The sequence below is a fragment of the Mariniflexile aquimaris genome, from assembly GCF_042676825.1.
GTDB classification, from domain to species: Bacteria; Bacteroidota; Bacteroidia; order Flavobacteriales; family Flavobacteriaceae; genus Mariniflexile; species Mariniflexile aquimaris.
Genome location: NZ_JBHTIB010000038.1, coordinates 1 through 15,259, shown reverse-complemented (window position 1 = coordinate 15,259; position 15,259 = coordinate 1). Strand labels below are relative to the sequence as shown.

Annotated in this window: 14 protein-coding genes; 12 read left to right on the top strand and 2 right to left on the bottom strand. The window is 32.4% G+C overall.

What is annotated here, in order from left to right:
• Window positions 1–163: 163 nt before the first annotated feature.
• From ACFQ0I_RS16905 to ACFQ0I_RS16875, 7 genes are all read left to right on the top strand, one after another.
• Window positions 164–604, top strand: coding sequence for a DUF1573 domain-containing protein (locus ACFQ0I_RS16905; RefSeq protein WP_379944171.1), 441 nt, complete (start codon window positions 164–166; stop codon window positions 602–604).
• A 68-nt stretch (window positions 605–672) separates the two neighbouring features.
• Window positions 673–1,209 carry an RNA methyltransferase gene (locus tag ACFQ0I_RS16900; RefSeq protein ID WP_379944170.1) on the top strand — a complete coding sequence of 179 codons (537 nt, stop codon included), beginning with the start codon at window positions 673–675 and terminating at the stop codon, window positions 1,207–1,209.
• Window positions 1,210–1,300: 91 nt separating this feature from the next.
• Window positions 1,301–2,134, top strand: coding sequence for a hypothetical protein (locus ACFQ0I_RS16895; protein ID WP_379944169.1), 834 nt, complete (start codon window positions 1,301–1,303; stop codon window positions 2,132–2,134).
• Window positions 2,135–2,261: 127 nt separating this feature from the next.
• Complete coding sequence (locus ACFQ0I_RS16890; protein ID WP_379944168.1) at window positions 2,262–2,843, top strand: Tll0287-like domain-containing protein; 582 nt, start codon at window positions 2,262–2,264, stop codon at window positions 2,841–2,843.
• Between the two features lie 25 nt (window positions 2,844–2,868).
• The gene (locus tag ACFQ0I_RS16885) at window positions 2,869–3,486 is read left to right on the top strand and encodes a class I SAM-dependent methyltransferase (protein WP_379944167.1); all 618 of its coding nucleotides are present in this window, start codon (window positions 2,869–2,871) and stop codon (window positions 3,484–3,486) included.
• Window positions 3,487–3,682: 196 nt separating this feature from the next.
• Window positions 3,683–4,258 carry a hypothetical protein gene (locus ACFQ0I_RS16880; protein WP_379944166.1) on the top strand — a complete coding sequence of 192 codons (576 nt, stop codon included), beginning with the start codon at window positions 3,683–3,685 and terminating at the stop codon, window positions 4,256–4,258.
• A gap of 82 nt (window positions 4,259–4,340) precedes the next feature.
• Window positions 4,341–6,392 (top strand): hypothetical protein, encoded by a 2,052-nt coding sequence (locus ACFQ0I_RS16875; protein WP_379944165.1) that lies wholly within the window; start codon window positions 4,341–4,343, stop codon window positions 6,390–6,392.
• A gap of 80 nt (window positions 6,393–6,472) precedes the next feature.
• Here ACFQ0I_RS16875 and folK read toward each other — a convergent pair whose 3' ends face one another.
• Window positions 6,473–7,603: a 2-amino-4-hydroxy-6-hydroxymethyldihydropteridine diphosphokinase gene (gene folK, locus ACFQ0I_RS16870; RefSeq protein WP_379944164.1), complete on the bottom strand. Its 1,131-nt coding sequence runs from the start codon at window positions 7,601–7,603 to the stop codon at window positions 6,473–6,475.
• Between the two features lie 71 nt (window positions 7,604–7,674).
• Between folK and ACFQ0I_RS16865 the strand changes: the two genes are divergently transcribed.
• The 4 genes from ACFQ0I_RS16865 (at window position 7,675) to rpsU (ending at window position 12,363) form a co-directional block, all read left to right on the top strand.
• Window positions 7,675–8,379: a queuosine precursor transporter gene (locus ACFQ0I_RS16865; RefSeq protein WP_379944163.1), complete on the top strand. Its 705-nt coding sequence runs from the start codon at window positions 7,675–7,677 to the stop codon at window positions 8,377–8,379.
• Between the two features lie 81 nt (window positions 8,380–8,460).
• Window positions 8,461–11,148, top strand: a complete 2,688-nt coding sequence (locus ACFQ0I_RS16860) for an AsmA family protein (RefSeq protein ID WP_379944162.1) — start codon at window positions 8,461–8,463, stop codon at window positions 11,146–11,148.
• A 110-nt stretch (window positions 11,149–11,258) separates the two neighbouring features.
• Window positions 11,259–12,122 carry a sigma-70 family RNA polymerase sigma factor gene (locus tag ACFQ0I_RS16855; protein ID WP_379944161.1) on the top strand — a complete coding sequence of 288 codons (864 nt, stop codon included), beginning with the start codon at window positions 11,259–11,261 and terminating at the stop codon, window positions 12,120–12,122.
• Window positions 12,123–12,153: 31 nt separating this feature from the next.
• Complete coding sequence (gene rpsU, locus ACFQ0I_RS16850) at window positions 12,154–12,363, top strand: 30S ribosomal protein S21 (RefSeq protein WP_379944160.1); 210 nt, start codon at window positions 12,154–12,156, stop codon at window positions 12,361–12,363.
• A 165-nt stretch (window positions 12,364–12,528) separates the two neighbouring features.
• On the opposite strand, the gene ACFQ0I_RS16845 is transcribed toward rpsU, so the two are convergent.
• A complete protein-coding gene (locus ACFQ0I_RS16845; RefSeq protein WP_379944159.1) occupies window positions 12,529–13,326 on the bottom strand; it encodes a DUF2797 domain-containing protein in 798 nt (265 codons plus the stop codon).
• Window positions 13,327–13,368: 42 nt separating this feature from the next.
• Here ACFQ0I_RS16845 and ACFQ0I_RS16840 point away from each other — a divergent pair, with 42 nt between their 5' ends.
• Window positions 13,369–14,883 (top strand): GH3 auxin-responsive promoter family protein, encoded by a 1,515-nt coding sequence (locus ACFQ0I_RS16840; RefSeq protein ID WP_379944158.1) that lies wholly within the window; start codon window positions 13,369–13,371, stop codon window positions 14,881–14,883.
• Window positions 14,884–15,259: the final 376 nt, after the last annotated feature.

Here is a 15,259-nt window from a genome sequence, read left to right as displayed (position 1 = left end):
TATTTACAATTGTTTATAACAACCCCAGTTCTTCTTATTATTCCTTAAAATGATAATATCCTGAAGTTTTCTAAGAAAATTTTTATAAAACTCTGTTAAAAAATGTGCCAACAAATAAGTTTTTTTAACTTTGTTAGCACAAATCTTAAAAATTTATTTCACCATGAAAAAAGTTATTTTATTGTGCAGTTTTGCCATTTTAGCAGTGGTATCTACAGGGATTGCACAATCGCAAGCAAAAGTTGCAAAATCGCAAGTAATAGAAAAAAAAGCAGGAGCGAACATCGAGTTTGAAACTGAAACTTTAGATTACGGAACTATTGAAAACAATTCGGATGGAAACAGAGAATTTAAATTCACAAATACAGGTACAACACCTTTAGTTATTACCAATGCTACAGGTTCTTGTGGTTGCACTGTTCCTACATGGCCAAAAGAAGCTATTGCTCCTGGAAAATCTGCAGCAATAAAAGTACATTACGATACAAAAAGAACTGGCGCATTTAATAAAAGCATTACATTAGTTTCGAACGCGGTAAATGCACCTTCAAAAATAATTCATATAAAAGGTAATGTTAACCCTCCAAAAGAAGCGGTTAATTAAGACCTTTTTTTAATCGTATTATCAAACTTCCTTTTTTAAGGAAGTTTTTTTTTGAATATTTTTACCAAATGAGAAAACTAAAAAACAGCGAATTAGACCGATTAAGCGTCGATGATTTTAAATTAGTCAGCAAAACACCGCTTATTATCATTTTAGATAACATTCGAAGTTTAAACAATATTGGCTCGGTATTTAGAACAAGTGATGCTTTTTTAATTAAAAAAATATATCTCTGTGGCATTACCGCTACACCACCACATAAAGACATTCAAAAAACGGCGCTTGGTAGTACCGAAACGGTAGATTGGGAATATGTTGAAAACACGCTTGAAGTGGTTGAAAAACTAAAAGCCGAAAATGTAACCATATGCGCCATAGAACAAGCCGAAAACGCAACCATGCTAGACACCTTTACTCCCGAAAAAGAAACAAGCTACGCACTTGTTTTTGGTAACGAAGTAAAAGGCGTTTCGCAACAGGTAGTTAGCGCCAGCGATGTGGTAATTGAAATACCGCAGTTCGGGACCAAGCACTCTTTAAATATTTCTGTTAGCTGCGGCGTGGTGGTTTGGGATTTATTCAGTAAATTGAAAAAAATTAATTAAGCCCGTTTATCACCATATTTTAAACTACCTATTACAACTTCAGAAATCAAAAAAAATCCAATTAAACACAACACTTTTTAAATCATTTCAAATGCGTATAAAATTTATTATTCCGCTTTTATCGGCTCTCGTTCTCTCTGTTACATCCATTAGTGCACAAGACATTCCTATTGAACTTCTTTCAATGAATTTGCAACCAAATCAAAAAGAACTAAACAAAACTATTTTAGCCAATGAAATTCCAGGAGTAACGTCGGAACACGTTGCTATTACCAGCGATATTACTAAAAAGGTTGCTATTGATAAGGCGCACAAAACCATTTACCTGTTTATAAAAGGCTATGGCACCTTAACTTCGGGCGGCAAAACGTATGAAATTGTTCCCGAAACCATTATGCTACCAAACAATGTAAAAGGTATCAGCTTTAAACCTGTAGCCAATGATACGCTGCATTACGTTAAAATTTCGGTTTTCCAGACCGAACTGGATTTCGAAGACATAAAAACGTTTCCAAAAGAAAATATTAACACCATCTATTTTAAGAAATTTACCGACTGCGAATCGTACACCGAACCTATTAAAAGTCCGCAAACAACAAGCCGAACCATATTACCTAATAAATACATTCCAAGAGTGGCCATGGGAACTGTTAAAACTATTGGTCCCGATAAAGTTGGCGCCCATGTACATGGCATGCTGGAACAATTGTTTTTAGGTCTTACCGACAACAATACCATTGTTTATGCTGATGACGCACAGGTTGATTTCCCAGAATATTCTCTACTTCATATCCCATTAGCATCAAGCCATTCTGTAAGTGTAGATGCCAACAAAGAAATGTATTATGTATGGATGGATTTCTTTAGAGATAAGGATGGTGAAGAATGGCTAAAAACCCATAACACCTCAGAAGACAAAAAATAATTTTAATTGCAGTAACACTCAAGCAGCTTAGTGAACTGATAAAACTTCTTCAATTATTTTTGAAGTGACTTATGTTACCATAAAAGTAAATGATTAATATGATATTTGTTTTTATTAAATTTAGACTATGAAACTAATTCAATTACTACTCATATCATTGCTTTTAATAAGCTGTAAAAACAACAAAAACGTTGAAAATAATAGTACAGCAGACACAACTACAGAATCTTTTGAAGACATTGGCTTAGAATATGCCCTGGCAACAAAAAAAGTATTAGGACTCAATTTAATAGAAGCTATTCAGAAAAACGGTACGATTGACGCCTTAAGTTTTTGTAGTATAAAAGCCATTCCGTTAACAGATAGCATGTCTACAAAACACAACGCGATTATTAAAAGAGTGTCTGATAAAAACAGAAACCCTGAAAATAAAGCCAACGCCGAAGAATTAAAATATATTGAATATTACAAAAACCAAGTGGCTACTAACCAGGAAATAAAGCCAACTACCATTGACAAGGACACTAAAATACATTTTTATTACCCAATAACCACCAATGCCATGTGTTTACAATGCCATGGAACTGCCGAAAACATGGCGCCTGAAGTGCGTTCAAAAATATTGAAATTATACCCGAACGATTTAGCCATTGGTTATTCGGAAAATGAAGTGCGCGGAATATGGAGTATTCAATTTGAAAAAAAATAAAAAACCCTGGCCTACAAAAGATGCCATGAATCAGATTTACGAACTGAAGCTTTGGGGTGGCAAAGACTTCGATTTTTATTCTGGATTCGGCTCGCACAATCCTGAAATCACTCAACCTTATTTAGAAGTGATAATAACTTTTTTAGAGTCGCACAACCCAGCTTTAGTTGTTTGCGATTTAGGCTGTGGCGATTTTAATATAGGCAAACACCTTACTCGATACACCAAAAAATATTATGCCATCGATATTGTTGAAAACCTTGTTGCTAGAAACAAAAACATCTTTAAAGAAGCGCATTTAGAATTTCACTGTTTAGATATTGCAAAAGACCAACTTCCGCCTGCAGACTGCATCCTATTACGCCAAGTGTTACAGCACATTTCAAATTCAGAAATACAACAGGTTGTTAAAAAACTACACGCTTATAAATACATTATTTTAACCGAGCATTTACCATGGGGGAACTTTACCCCCAACAAAGATATTATCTCCGGACAAGGCATCAGACTAAAACAACATAGTGGCGTTAATTTATTAGAAGCGCCTTTTAATTTAAAAATTAAAGAAGCAACTATTTTAAATGAGCATGTTCTAGAACAAAACAAAGGGTGCATAGTTACCACTTTGTACACCATATTTTGATGCCGATTTCTCCTGAAACATCAAGATAAACGTTTTATAAAAACAAAATCACCTAAACCAAAGCCAACTATTTTAATACTGACGGTTTTAAAAAAGAATTTTTTGTAAGTTAATATTTATTAGTTTTGTAAATATAGAATGTCGATATAGGCAATTTTTGTAGCATATTGTTGTAGCCAATTAAAACAAAAAACGAATGAACAAAATAATTTTTATTATAATTCTTTCTTTAGGATTTTCTAAATTTACTTTTTCTCAACAAAAAGAACTTGTTAGTGTCAATTATATTCCAACAGAATTTGTCAAAACTTTATTGAGAGAAAATGATAGTTTAAAAATTACATTTGATAAAACGAAAGAAAAACTCACGAAAGAGCAAATTGAGGGAATATTCTTAAAAACTAAAAACAAAGAATATGACATTAAAAAAACTCGAATCGCACTAGAATTAACCTCATTATTAGGTGATAACTGGAGTTTTGATGAAACCCTTAAACCAGAAAACACATTGAATTTTAAAACTATTGAAGAGTTCGAGAAATTCAACAACTCGATACCAACTTCAAAATCTGTCTCTTTTGAAAATGACGGTAGTTTAATAAGAAAAGAAACAACTTTTAAGAATGGTTCTAAAGAGATTATCGAAAAGGATAAAAATGGAAATTTTATTAAAAAAATAATAGATGAAAATGGAATTGAAACTATTGAGAAAATTAAAGACATTTCTGAGATAAAAATCACAAAACCAAAAGTTGAAATAATAGAAGAATAAAACTGGCTGCAACAAAGAACTGAGATAAAAATTTTGGTATACAAAACCACACTATTCTTACAAGTAAACGTTGTAAACAATTATGAAAAAGACATTCTACACATTAATATTAACTTTGATTTCATATAATATCTCTGCTCAAAATCAAATTGTGAATGAGAATGATATCCCTAAATTAAATTCAATAATTAAATCTTTAGAAAAAGAATTTAATATAAATGACACTCTAACATATAAATCATTACCATATACAACGGCAAACTACTTTAAAATAATTACAAACAAACCAAATGATTTTCTAAACTCTTTACACAATGCTAAAAATTTTGAACACCTGATTAAGAAAAACCCAAACCTTCAAATTGATAGAGAATTGTTAATAATAAAAAATGTAGGTTTCAATTATAAGAAGGAAAAATTAATTGAAGTCAAATCTTTTGAGATAGGTAATAGTAAAAGCCATTTAATTGAGTTAAAATTTAGCGATTCTGTAAACAAGAGTAACATTAAATTTCTGTATTCAATACATAAAAAATCTTGGGGCGATTACAAAGATGCTTCCATCATTCAAGGGTTTTATATAATTGATAAATTTAGAGCGATTAATATTCCTAAAAATTATTCAAATTGGATAACCTATACAGATATTATAGTAAAACCAGAAACATCTATTTTCTATGAAAACACAGAAGAATCTAGTGGGTTAAAAAGCTATAAAAAAACTATTATTGACTCTTTAGTTAGTTATTTTGAAACTAAAACTCACAAACCACCTTATCAGAAAGAACAAGACTTTTTTGTTTATAGACAAGAATTAGACAAATGGCAGTCACATAAGCAACAGTTCTCCGATAGCTTATATAAAACTGACGAACAATTTAAAAAACTATTAATAGAAGCCTTATCATACGCCGAAGAAAATAAAATTTCGAACGGAGATTTAGAAGATTTTACTGCTCAATTAATTTCCAAAAACAGAGCTTTAGAATTAATGCGACAAAATAGACAAGTTGGTTCTTGCAGTTATGATGATGGTCCAATAATCCAACAAAAAAGAATGGCTGCTCTTGCTGCTCAAAATCAAAATTGGGAAGTTTTTATTCAGACATTCCTAAATGTTATGAATGATAACGTCACAAGAATTGCCAATAGTAATATAGCGACTAATGCGAGAAACACCAATATAAATGAATTGACTAAGTTAGATTTAGATGTTCACAAAATATTGTTGGGATCTAATTTGAGAATTCAAGACACGATTCGAAAACACTATTTTTCTGATGGTAATAAAATTGCTAAAGCTTACGCTAATTTAGATTTTAAATATCAACAATATTTTGAAAAAACAATTTCTGAAATAATTAGCGATAAATCAATGGATGCGTTTAATAAGCTTCATTTTTATAACACTTATAAAAATTATCATTATTTTCTAAAAGATAGCCTCAAAAAAAATGAGGTAGATAAAAATATTAATAAACTAATACCTTTACTACCGAATGAAATTAAGTCACGAATCAAAAATCCTAATAAGCAACTTTATGATTTACTTTATCGAGAAAAAAAAGAATTAGACAAGTTTGAAATTAAATCCTCAATAATTGGAAATATTCACTCATACAGTTACAATGGCGATTGTTGGCAAGCAGAATTACTAGAGAAAGATTCAAACGGAAAAATCATTTATGATTTGACAATGGCTATTGGAGAAGCTATAACACCTTTACAAAATTTCATTAACAAAAAAGATGAATTGAAATCTCGTATCATAAGCCATCCTTTTTTACAAGAAATCCTTAATGAAAATTGCGACAACAAATTGTATGTAAAATTCACAAATGACAAATCATTTGCCAACTATAAAAATAAGGTAACTGCTGAAATGCCTACAGAATTAACTTCTTCAATAGATTTCAACAACGCAATTTCTTTGTACATTACATTTCCAAATCGAAAACATGTACGCTTTGTTCTGCTAGCCAATAGTAACTTATTGACTTTAGAAATTCCAAAGGATTTTGATTTACCTGGTTATAAATTCGACGAATTAATGACTAAAGAAGAGAAATCATTCTTTTCAACTTCATACAAAAGTTTTAAACTATTTAACAACAATGGAAAAATGTTGAATTGAGTAAAATAATTCTGTGCAAAAATAGACTAAACAAGAAAACATTGGAACTTAATGGTTAAAACACGAGAAAAATTTTCAACTCACTCCCCACAAATTTCATTTAAAACCCACAAATAATCGCCTCGGTTTTCAATAAAATCTCTTTCTGAAACATCAATAATTTTAACATTAAAATCGCCCTGGGTTTTTAAAAATTCTAAATACCCTGCGTTTATTTTTTCTAAATAATCGCTGTCTATATTTTGTTCGTAATCGCGTCCACGCTTTTTTATATTTTCCTGCAAACGCTCTGTATTTTGGTATAAATACACGTATAAATCGGGTTTTCTTAAATCTTTATACATTAAATAAAAGAGCTTTCTGTAGAGTTTAAACTCATCTTCCTGCAAGGTGATTTTCGAAAATATAAGCGATTTAAACACATCGTAATCGCTCACGATAAAATCTTTAAACAAATCGAGCTGACTTAAATCGTCGCTTATCTGTTGATAGCGATCGGCAAGAAAAGACATTTCTAACGGAAACGCATAGCGAACGGCATCTTTATAAAACTTAGGTAAAAATGGATTGTCTGCAAAGCGCTCTAAAATTAGTTTTGCATTATAATCGTGGGCTATTTTTTTAGACAAACTGGTTTTACCTGCACCAATATTCCCTTCAATGGCTATAAAATTGTATTTAGAAAAATCACAAAATTTACTGGAGTTTTTTAACCAGATGTTTATCGGTTCTAAAACACTTTCATCATTACATGCCTCTAACAAATCGGCAATGTCTTTATGATATAAGGGGTGAATTACTTTGGGAGCGATATCTGCCAAGGGCAGCAATACAAACTTACGTTTATGCATTTCTGGATGTGGCACTTGCAGTGTTTTAGTTTCAATTACGACATCTTCAACTAAAATAATATCTAAATCGATGCTGCGCGCTTCGTAAGTAGGCGCCTCTGTGCGAACCCGACCTAAATCTACTTCAATCTGTAATAACTCCTGCAACACCCTTTTAGGTGTTAAATAACTTTCTAAAATTAAACAGGCGTTGAAAAAATCGTCGCTTTCAAAGCCAAAAGCCGGTGAATTGTATACTTTAGAAATGCGTATAATGTTACCAACACGGGCATGAATTAAATCTATGGCATCTTGAAGGTTTTTAAATTTATCGCCTTTATTGCTTCCTAAAGCTATGTAGAATGTCTGTGGAGTCATCATAAGTATCGGCAAAATAACTAAAACAAATTTTATTCTTTTATATTTACGATACCTATTTATTCACAATTTATATGACACTTAAAGACAAACTAGTAGCACAGCGTATTTACATGGTTCTTGGAGCCCTATTTATTACCTCGTTAGTAGTTTCGAATTTAATATTTCAAAAATTCTTTTATTGGTATCCGTTTCATCTAGAAATTTTCGGCACCAAACTTTTTGAACTTTCTGTTGGCATATTACCTTACCCCGTTACGTTTTTAATTACCGATTTAATAAGCGAGATTTATGGTAAAAAACGCGCGAATGATGTTGTTGTGGTTGGCATTTTTGCTTCCATATTTTCGCTTATCATTATTTTTGTTTCTAACGCTGCACCTGCCACAAGTTGGTCGCCCGTGGGCAATGGCATGTTTTCTACCGTTTTTGGCAATACTGCTTTGGCTGTTTTTGCGAGTATGCTGGCGTATTTATTTGCGCAATTTATAGATATACATATTTACCACTTCTGGAAACGCTTAACCCAAGGCAAACACCTGTGGTTACGCAATAATTTTTCAACCTTTTCGTCACAGTTTGTAGATACATTAACCATTCTACTTTTATTGTGTTCTTTCAACATTATAGCATGGGACAAATTTACCGGTTTGCTTATAGCCGGTTTTTTATTTAAAGCCCTTATAGCTTTATTTGATACGCCTCTGCTATATTTAGGCGTCTATATATTTAAAAGAAGGTTTAATTTAAAAGTAAATGAAGAAATAGAACTCCTATAAAACTGATAAATCTTTATTAAATTTTCTATTTTCGACCAGCTTTTGGTTATTTTTGTTTGTACTTTAATAAAATCCCAAATCATGAAAAAAGCACTTAAAATCTCAGGAATATCTTTACTAATTGTAATACTACTTTTAGTGACTGCGCCATTTATGTTTCAATCGCAAATTAAAGATATGGTTAAGCGATTTATTAACGAAAACATGAACGCCAAAGTAGAGTTTACCGATGTAGATTTAAGTTTTATAAGAAGTTTTCCGCAAGCCTATGTGTCTATAGACGATTTGGCGATTACCAATTTTGAACCTTTTAAAGGCGATACCTTAGTGAGTGCCAAAAAGATTGCCTTTACCATGTCGGTTAAAGAATTATTTAAAAAAGCCGATGAAGCCATTATCGTAAATTCTATTAATGCCGAAAATGTGTTACTTAATTTAATCACTAATGCTGAAGGCGTTGCTAATTACGATATTACTAAAGAAAAAGAAAACGCATCAACCGAACCTAGCAGTTTTGCTTTTGATATTGAAGATTATAAAATTACAAACAGCACCATCAATTATATAAGCCAAGAATCGAATATCCTTTTTAAAATTTCAGAATTCAATCATGAAGGAAAAGGAGTGTTTTCGGCGGATAAATCGGAATTAATCACCAAAAGTGACGCCAAAATTAGCCTTTCAATGGATGGTTCTAATTATTTAAACAACAACCCTATTAAGTTGGATGCCTTAATAGATATGGATTTAAATAACTCTAAATACACCTTTAAAGACAACAAAGGTTATATCAATCAATTACCTATAGAATTTCATGGTTTTGTTCAATTAATAGAAGAAGGACAAGATGTAGATATAACCTTCGAAAATCCTGAATCGTCGTTTAAAAGTTTCTTAGCATTAGTACCAGAAACCTATTCTAAAAACATCGAAAATGTAAATACCACGGGCGATTTTAAAGTAAAAGGCATCATAAAAGGAAAGGTAACCGATGAAACCATTCCAACTTTAGATATTAGTATAAAATCTAACAACGCCTCTTTTAAATATCCTTCTTTGCCAAAAGGAGTTCAAAATATAGTTATCGACACAGAAATAAAAAACGAAACGGGCTATACCAAAGACACCTATGTTAACATAAACACCTTGAATTTTAAAATAGACCAAGATGTTTTCAAATCGTCTGCCACTATAAAAAATTTAACTGGCAACATGTTGGTAAATGCTGCTATTGATGGCACTATTAATTTGGGAAATATTGCTAAAGTTTACCCCGTAGATTTAGAAACCCAATTAACAGGTATTTTAAAAGCGAATGTTAATACGGCGTTTGATATGGAAGCTGTTGAGAAAAATGCTTACGAGCGCATAAAAAATAGCGGAAGCATGAGTTTAAGTAATTTTAAATATGCTTCAGAAGAGTTTAAAAGTCCGCTAATTATTTCGGAAGCGGCCATTACCTTTAATCCAGAAACCGTTTCATTAAATAGTTTTAAAGCACAAACCGGAAAAAGCGATTTAAATGCCACAGGAAGCATTAAAAATTTATTAGGATTTATGTTTAGTAACAAAAATCTTGAAGGTAATTTTACTTTGAATTCTAATACGTTTGCGGTAAACGATTTTATGACTGATGCGGTTGAAACTACAACAAGCAAAACTGGAACCGATAAAAAAGCACCTACTACTAAAGAATCTCTTAAAATTCCAGCGTTCCTTGATTGTACTATTAATGCACAAGCAAATACGGTGCTTTACGATAATTTACAATTAAAAAATGCTAAAGGCACTTTAATTATTAAAGACGAACAAGTTAATCTACAAAACTTTACAACCAATCTGTTCGATGGTCAGTTGGCACTATCTGGGGTTGTATCTACAAAAACAGACACACCTACCTTTAACATGGACTTAGGTATAAGTGCTTTCGATATTTCTAAATCGTTTGAAGGGATTGAATTGTTTCAAAAATTAGCACCATTAGCTAAAATTATTCAAGGAAAATTAAACACCACATTAAACTTAAAGGGTAATTTAACAGACGATTTTACCCCAAATTTAACTAGTTTATCTGGTGGTGCTTTTGCCGAAATATTATCGTCTGCGATAAGCCCAAAACAATCTGAAGTTTTAAATTTATTGGGAAGCTCGTTAAACTTTGTGGATTTCACCAAATTAAATTTAAATGACTTAAAAACGAGATTTGAATTTAATGAAGGTAAAGTAAGCGTAAAACCGTTTAAAATTAAATATCAAGATATCGAAATTGAAGTTGCTGGGTCGCATAGTTTTGATCAAACCATGGCTTACAACGCAGTTTTTAACGTGCCTGCAAAATATTTAGGAAGCGATGTAAACAAACTTATTGCTAAAATTGACGATGCTTCTGCCAAAAACTTAACCATCCCAATCACGGCAAATATTTCGGGAACCTATACCAAACCCGCCGTAAAAACAGATTTAAGCAGTGGTGTTACTAACTTAACAAAACAATTGGTTGAAATTGAAAAACAAAAACTCCTTAACCAAGGAAAAGACAAAGTAAGCAATATGCTTGGTGATTTAATTTCGGGTAATAAAACGAAAAAAGACTCTGCTTCTGCAGCACAAAAAACCGCGGTTAAAGATGTTCTAGGCGGTCTTGTTAGTGGAAATAAAACAACCACTGCCGACTCTACCCAAACCAAAACAACCCCAAAAGATGCTGTAAAAAATGTTCTTGGAGGCTTATTAAGTGGCAAGAAAAAGCAAAAAGACACAGTTAAGTAGGCTTTTTCGCATGAATTAGTGCGTTTTCGAAAGAAAACACCGTAATTATTAGGTTATCTCAATAAAAAAGTTAAGTTGTAGATAAATAATTTATAACTTAAAAACAATATATGAGGCAATTAAAGATTACGAAACAAGTTACCAACAGAGAATCTAAATCACTTGACAAATATCTTCAAGACATAAGTAAAATACAATTAATAACAGCCGACGAAGAAGTAGAACTGGCACAACGCATTCGACAAGGAGATCAAGAAGCTTTAGACAAACTAACAACTGCTAACTTACGTTTTGTAGTATCTGTCTCAAAACAATATCAAAATCAAGGCTTAACATTGCCAGATTTAATTAACGAAGGCAATGCTGGTTTGGTTAAAGCAGCGAAACGTTTCGACGAAACAAGAGGATTTAAATTTATATCGTATGCCGTTTGGTGGATTAGACAAGCCATTCTGCAAGCATTGGCAGAACAATCTAGAATTGTAAGACTGCCATTAAATAAAATTGGTTCTATTAATAAAATAAACAAAGCCTATTCGTTTTTAGAACAAACGCATGAACGTCCGCCAAGTGCAGAAGAAATTGCTAACAATTTAGACCTTACCGTTAGCGATGTAAAGCAATCTATGAAAATTTCTGGCCGACACATATCTATGGACGCGCCATTAAAAGAAGGGGAAACCTCAACGCTTTACGATGTAGTAAACCTAAACGAATCGCCAAGACCAGATAATGCGTTAATGAAAGACTCTTTAAATGTGGAAATTAATCGTGCATTAAATACACTTTCAGAAAAAGAGGCCGAAGTTATTAGAAATTATTACGGCATAAGTAACGAACAACCCATGAGCCTCGAAGAAATAGGTGAAGCTTTTGGTTTAACCCGCGAACGTGTTAGACAAATAAAAGAAAAAGGAATTCGCAGATTGAGACATACCTCAAAAAGCAAAGTATTAAAAACGTATTTAGGATAATCCTAAAACACAAATCGATTAAAAACTATACATGTTAAAAATTATTATCAAAGAAGGTGAAAACATTGAACGTGCATTAAAACGTTACAAACGTAAACACCGTAATATTAAAGTAATGCAAAACTTAAGAGATGCACAATTTTTTACGAAGCCATCTGTTAAAAGACGTCGCCAAATACAAAAAGCGGCTTATATACAAAATTTAAGAGACCAAGAAGATANTTTAGGCTTTAGGCTTTAGGCTTTAGGCTTTAGGCTTTAGGCTTTAGGCTTTAGGCTTTAGGCGAAAATAAATTATCCCATTCACAATACGTTGTTTATGGGATTTTTTTTGGCGTTACCCAAAAGGGTCGCGCTTTCCGTTGCAAGTCCTCGCTCCCCCGAAGTACCGGGGTCACTGCGGGCTTTACACTGCAATCGCTAACGCAACCACCAACCCTTCATTTCCACGCACGTTAAACACAGTGTTATCTTCAAAAATAAGATACTGCCCTTTAATGCCTGTTAACTTTCCGGTGTAGGAATGGGATTTAATAAGATTCAGACTTTTAGGAGTTTCCGGATACTTTACCACAGGAAACTCTAAATTAGTTTCGGTATTAGTTTCAATAAAATAATCTTTAGCTTCGTCTGGAATGTATTTTTTTAGGCGTTCGCGCCATTCTACTAAATTTTCATCTACCACCTCATTTTTCAACATTGTACGCCAATTCGTTTTATCGCCTACATGGTCTTTTAAAGCTACCTCGGTAATACCTGCCAGGTATCTATTTGGCACTTCTACAATCTCAATAGCTTCATGCGCACCTTGGTCTATCCAACGTGTTGGTATCTGGCTTTTTCTGGTTACACCAACTTTTACACTGCTGGAATTTGCCAAATACACCACATGCGGTTGTAACTGTACTTTCTTCTCGTATTCTAAATCGCGGTCTTCTTTGTCTAAATGCGCAGTACTTAACTCTGGTCGCATAATCCAATCGGCTGCCTGTGGGATTTCAAAAAAACAATTTCTACAAAACCCCTGTCTATAAATAGGTTTATCTAAACCACAATTTAAACATTGGTACTTAACAAATTGAATAGTAATGGTTTTGTCTAACAACTGGTTCATGTTTATAAAATCATTTTCAAACACTAAATAGTATTGAATTGGACTCGTAAATTCTGTTTCCATTTTTGTTAAAACACCTTGATAAGTCATAAAAAAAAGTATTATTTTTAAGAACTGAAAGATAATATAATTATGCCAATACCTATAGTAAATTCGATTGCTTCCTGGTTCTTAAAAAAACGATTTCATCAAATCGAATTGTTTTTAAAATATCCCAACGAAGTACAAAACGAATTATTACTTCAACTAATAGACATTGCTAAAGACACAGAAATTGGCAAACAATACGATTTTGCATCTATAAAGAATTACAGAACTTTCGCCGATAGAATTCCAATTAAAAATTATGATGGTTGGCAGGATGTTATTGAACGCTCTAGAAAAGGCGAACATAATATTTTCTGGCCAACGCCTATTAAATGGTTTGCAAAATCCAGTGGTACTACCCGTGCTAAAAGTAAATTTATTCCAGTGAGTGAAGAGTCGCTCGAAGATTGTCATTATGCAGCCGGCAAAGACCTGCTTTGTATGTATTTAAACAATAACGAAGAATCTCAATTATTTACGGGGAAAAGTTTACGCCTTGGTGGCAGTAAAGAATTGTACCGTGAAAACGGGACCGTATTTGGTGATTTATCGGCCATTTTAATAGACAACATGCCTTTTTGGGCAGAATTTAGTAGTACGCCAAGTAACAGAGTTTCTTTAATGAGCAATTGGGAGCATAAAATGCAGGCCATAGTTAATGAAACCATACAAGAAAACGTGACTAGTTTAGCGGGCGTACCATCTTGGATGCTGGTGCTTTTAAACAATGTTTTAGAAACCACAGGCAAACAAAATTTACATGATATCTGGCCTAATTTAGAAGTCTATTTTCATGGCGGAGTAAGTTTTACACCTTACCATGAGCAATACAAAAAAATACTGCCAAATAAAGACTTTAAGTACTACGAAATTTACAATGCTTCAGAAGGCTTTTTTGCTATCCAGGATCAGAACAATTCTAACGAGTTGTTGTTAATGCTCGATTACGGTATTTTTTACGAGTTTATCCCCATGAGTATTTATGGAACAGCCCAAGAAAAAGCCATTCCGTTAAGCGAAGTAAAATTAAACCAGAATTACGCCGTAATTATAACTACCAATGCAGGTTTATGGCGTTATAAAATTGGCGACACCATAAGATTTACTTCTATTAGCCCATATAGAATTAAAGTTTCAGGTAGAACAAAGCATTTTATAAATGTTTTTGGCGAAGAACTTATAATTGAAAATGCAGAACAAGCATTAAAAAAAGTATGCAAGCGAACCAAAGCTGAAATTATAGATTATACAGCTGCTCCTATTTTTATGGAAGGCAAAGAAAAAGGCGCGCACGAATGGTTAATTGAATTTAAAACACCACCAAAAGATATTCATTATTTTAATGAGTTGTTCGATAATGCTTTAAAAGCCCTAAACTCAGATTACGAAGCAAAGCGATACAACAACATTACCCTTAACAAACCTAAAATAAATATTGCACGCAAAAATTTATTTTACGACTGGTTAAAACAAAACAATAAATTGGGTGGACAACATAAAGTCCCAAGACTTTCTAACACCCGCGATTATATGAACGAATTATTGGCACTTAATTGCTAATCTTTTGTGTTACTTAACCTTGATTATTTAAGTGGATGTGATTTATATGAAACGCTCGAAAGCCTTGAATTTATTATATTAATACAAGAATTTAATTAATAAATCCGACTAAATACGCAGTGTAAAGTTTTTAAACGATTATTTCGTCTTATCATCTAAAAGCAAAATAAAAGACTTGGTGGGTCGTTAAAATAGAAATACTTTTAAATAAGTTTTAAAAACACAACCACACTTAAAAATAACATCCTTTATTAATTAACATCCATAAAAAATAAAAAACCACGCTAATTAGCGTGGTTTTTTTTATAAAAAAATATTGTCCCGTCCTAGAATAGTGTTACACTTAACACTTAATCATTCATGGAACCACAAGAAT

Coding starts and splice junctions, on each gene's coding strand:
- ACFQ0I_RS16905 (WP_379944171.1), top strand. CDS start 164: ATGAAAAAAGTTATTTTATTGTGCAGTTTTGCCATTTTAGCAGTGGTA.
- ACFQ0I_RS16900 (WP_379944170.1), top strand. CDS start 673: ATGAGAAAACTAAAAAACAGCGAATTAGACCGATTAAGCGTCGATGAT.
- ACFQ0I_RS16895 (WP_379944169.1), top strand. CDS start 1,301: ATGCGTATAAAATTTATTATTCCGCTTTTATCGGCTCTCGTTCTCTCT.
- ACFQ0I_RS16890 (WP_379944168.1), top strand. CDS start 2,262: ATGAAACTAATTCAATTACTACTCATATCATTGCTTTTAATAAGCTGT.
- ACFQ0I_RS16885 (WP_379944167.1), top strand. CDS start 2,869: ATGAATCAGATTTACGAACTGAAGCTTTGGGGTGGCAAAGACTTCGAT.
- ACFQ0I_RS16880 (WP_379944166.1), top strand. CDS start 3,683: ATGAACAAAATAATTTTTATTATAATTCTTTCTTTAGGATTTTCTAAA.
- ACFQ0I_RS16875 (WP_379944165.1), top strand. CDS start 4,341: ATGAAAAAGACATTCTACACATTAATATTAACTTTGATTTCATATAAT.
- folK (WP_379944164.1), bottom strand. CDS start 7,603: ATGATGACTCCACAGACATTCTACATAGCTTTAGGAAGCAATAAAGGC.
- ACFQ0I_RS16865 (WP_379944163.1), top strand. CDS start 7,675: ATGACACTTAAAGACAAACTAGTAGCACAGCGTATTTACATGGTTCTT.
- ACFQ0I_RS16860 (WP_379944162.1), top strand. CDS start 8,461: ATGAAAAAAGCACTTAAAATCTCAGGAATATCTTTACTAATTGTAATA.
- ACFQ0I_RS16855 (WP_379944161.1), top strand. CDS start 11,259: ATGAGGCAATTAAAGATTACGAAACAAGTTACCAACAGAGAATCTAAA.
- ACFQ0I_RS16845 (WP_379944159.1), bottom strand. CDS start 13,326: ATGACTTATCAAGGTGTTTTAACAAAAATGGAAACAGAATTTACGAGT.
- ACFQ0I_RS16840 (WP_379944158.1), top strand. CDS start 13,369: ATGCCAATACCTATAGTAAATTCGATTGCTTCCTGGTTCTTAAAAAAA.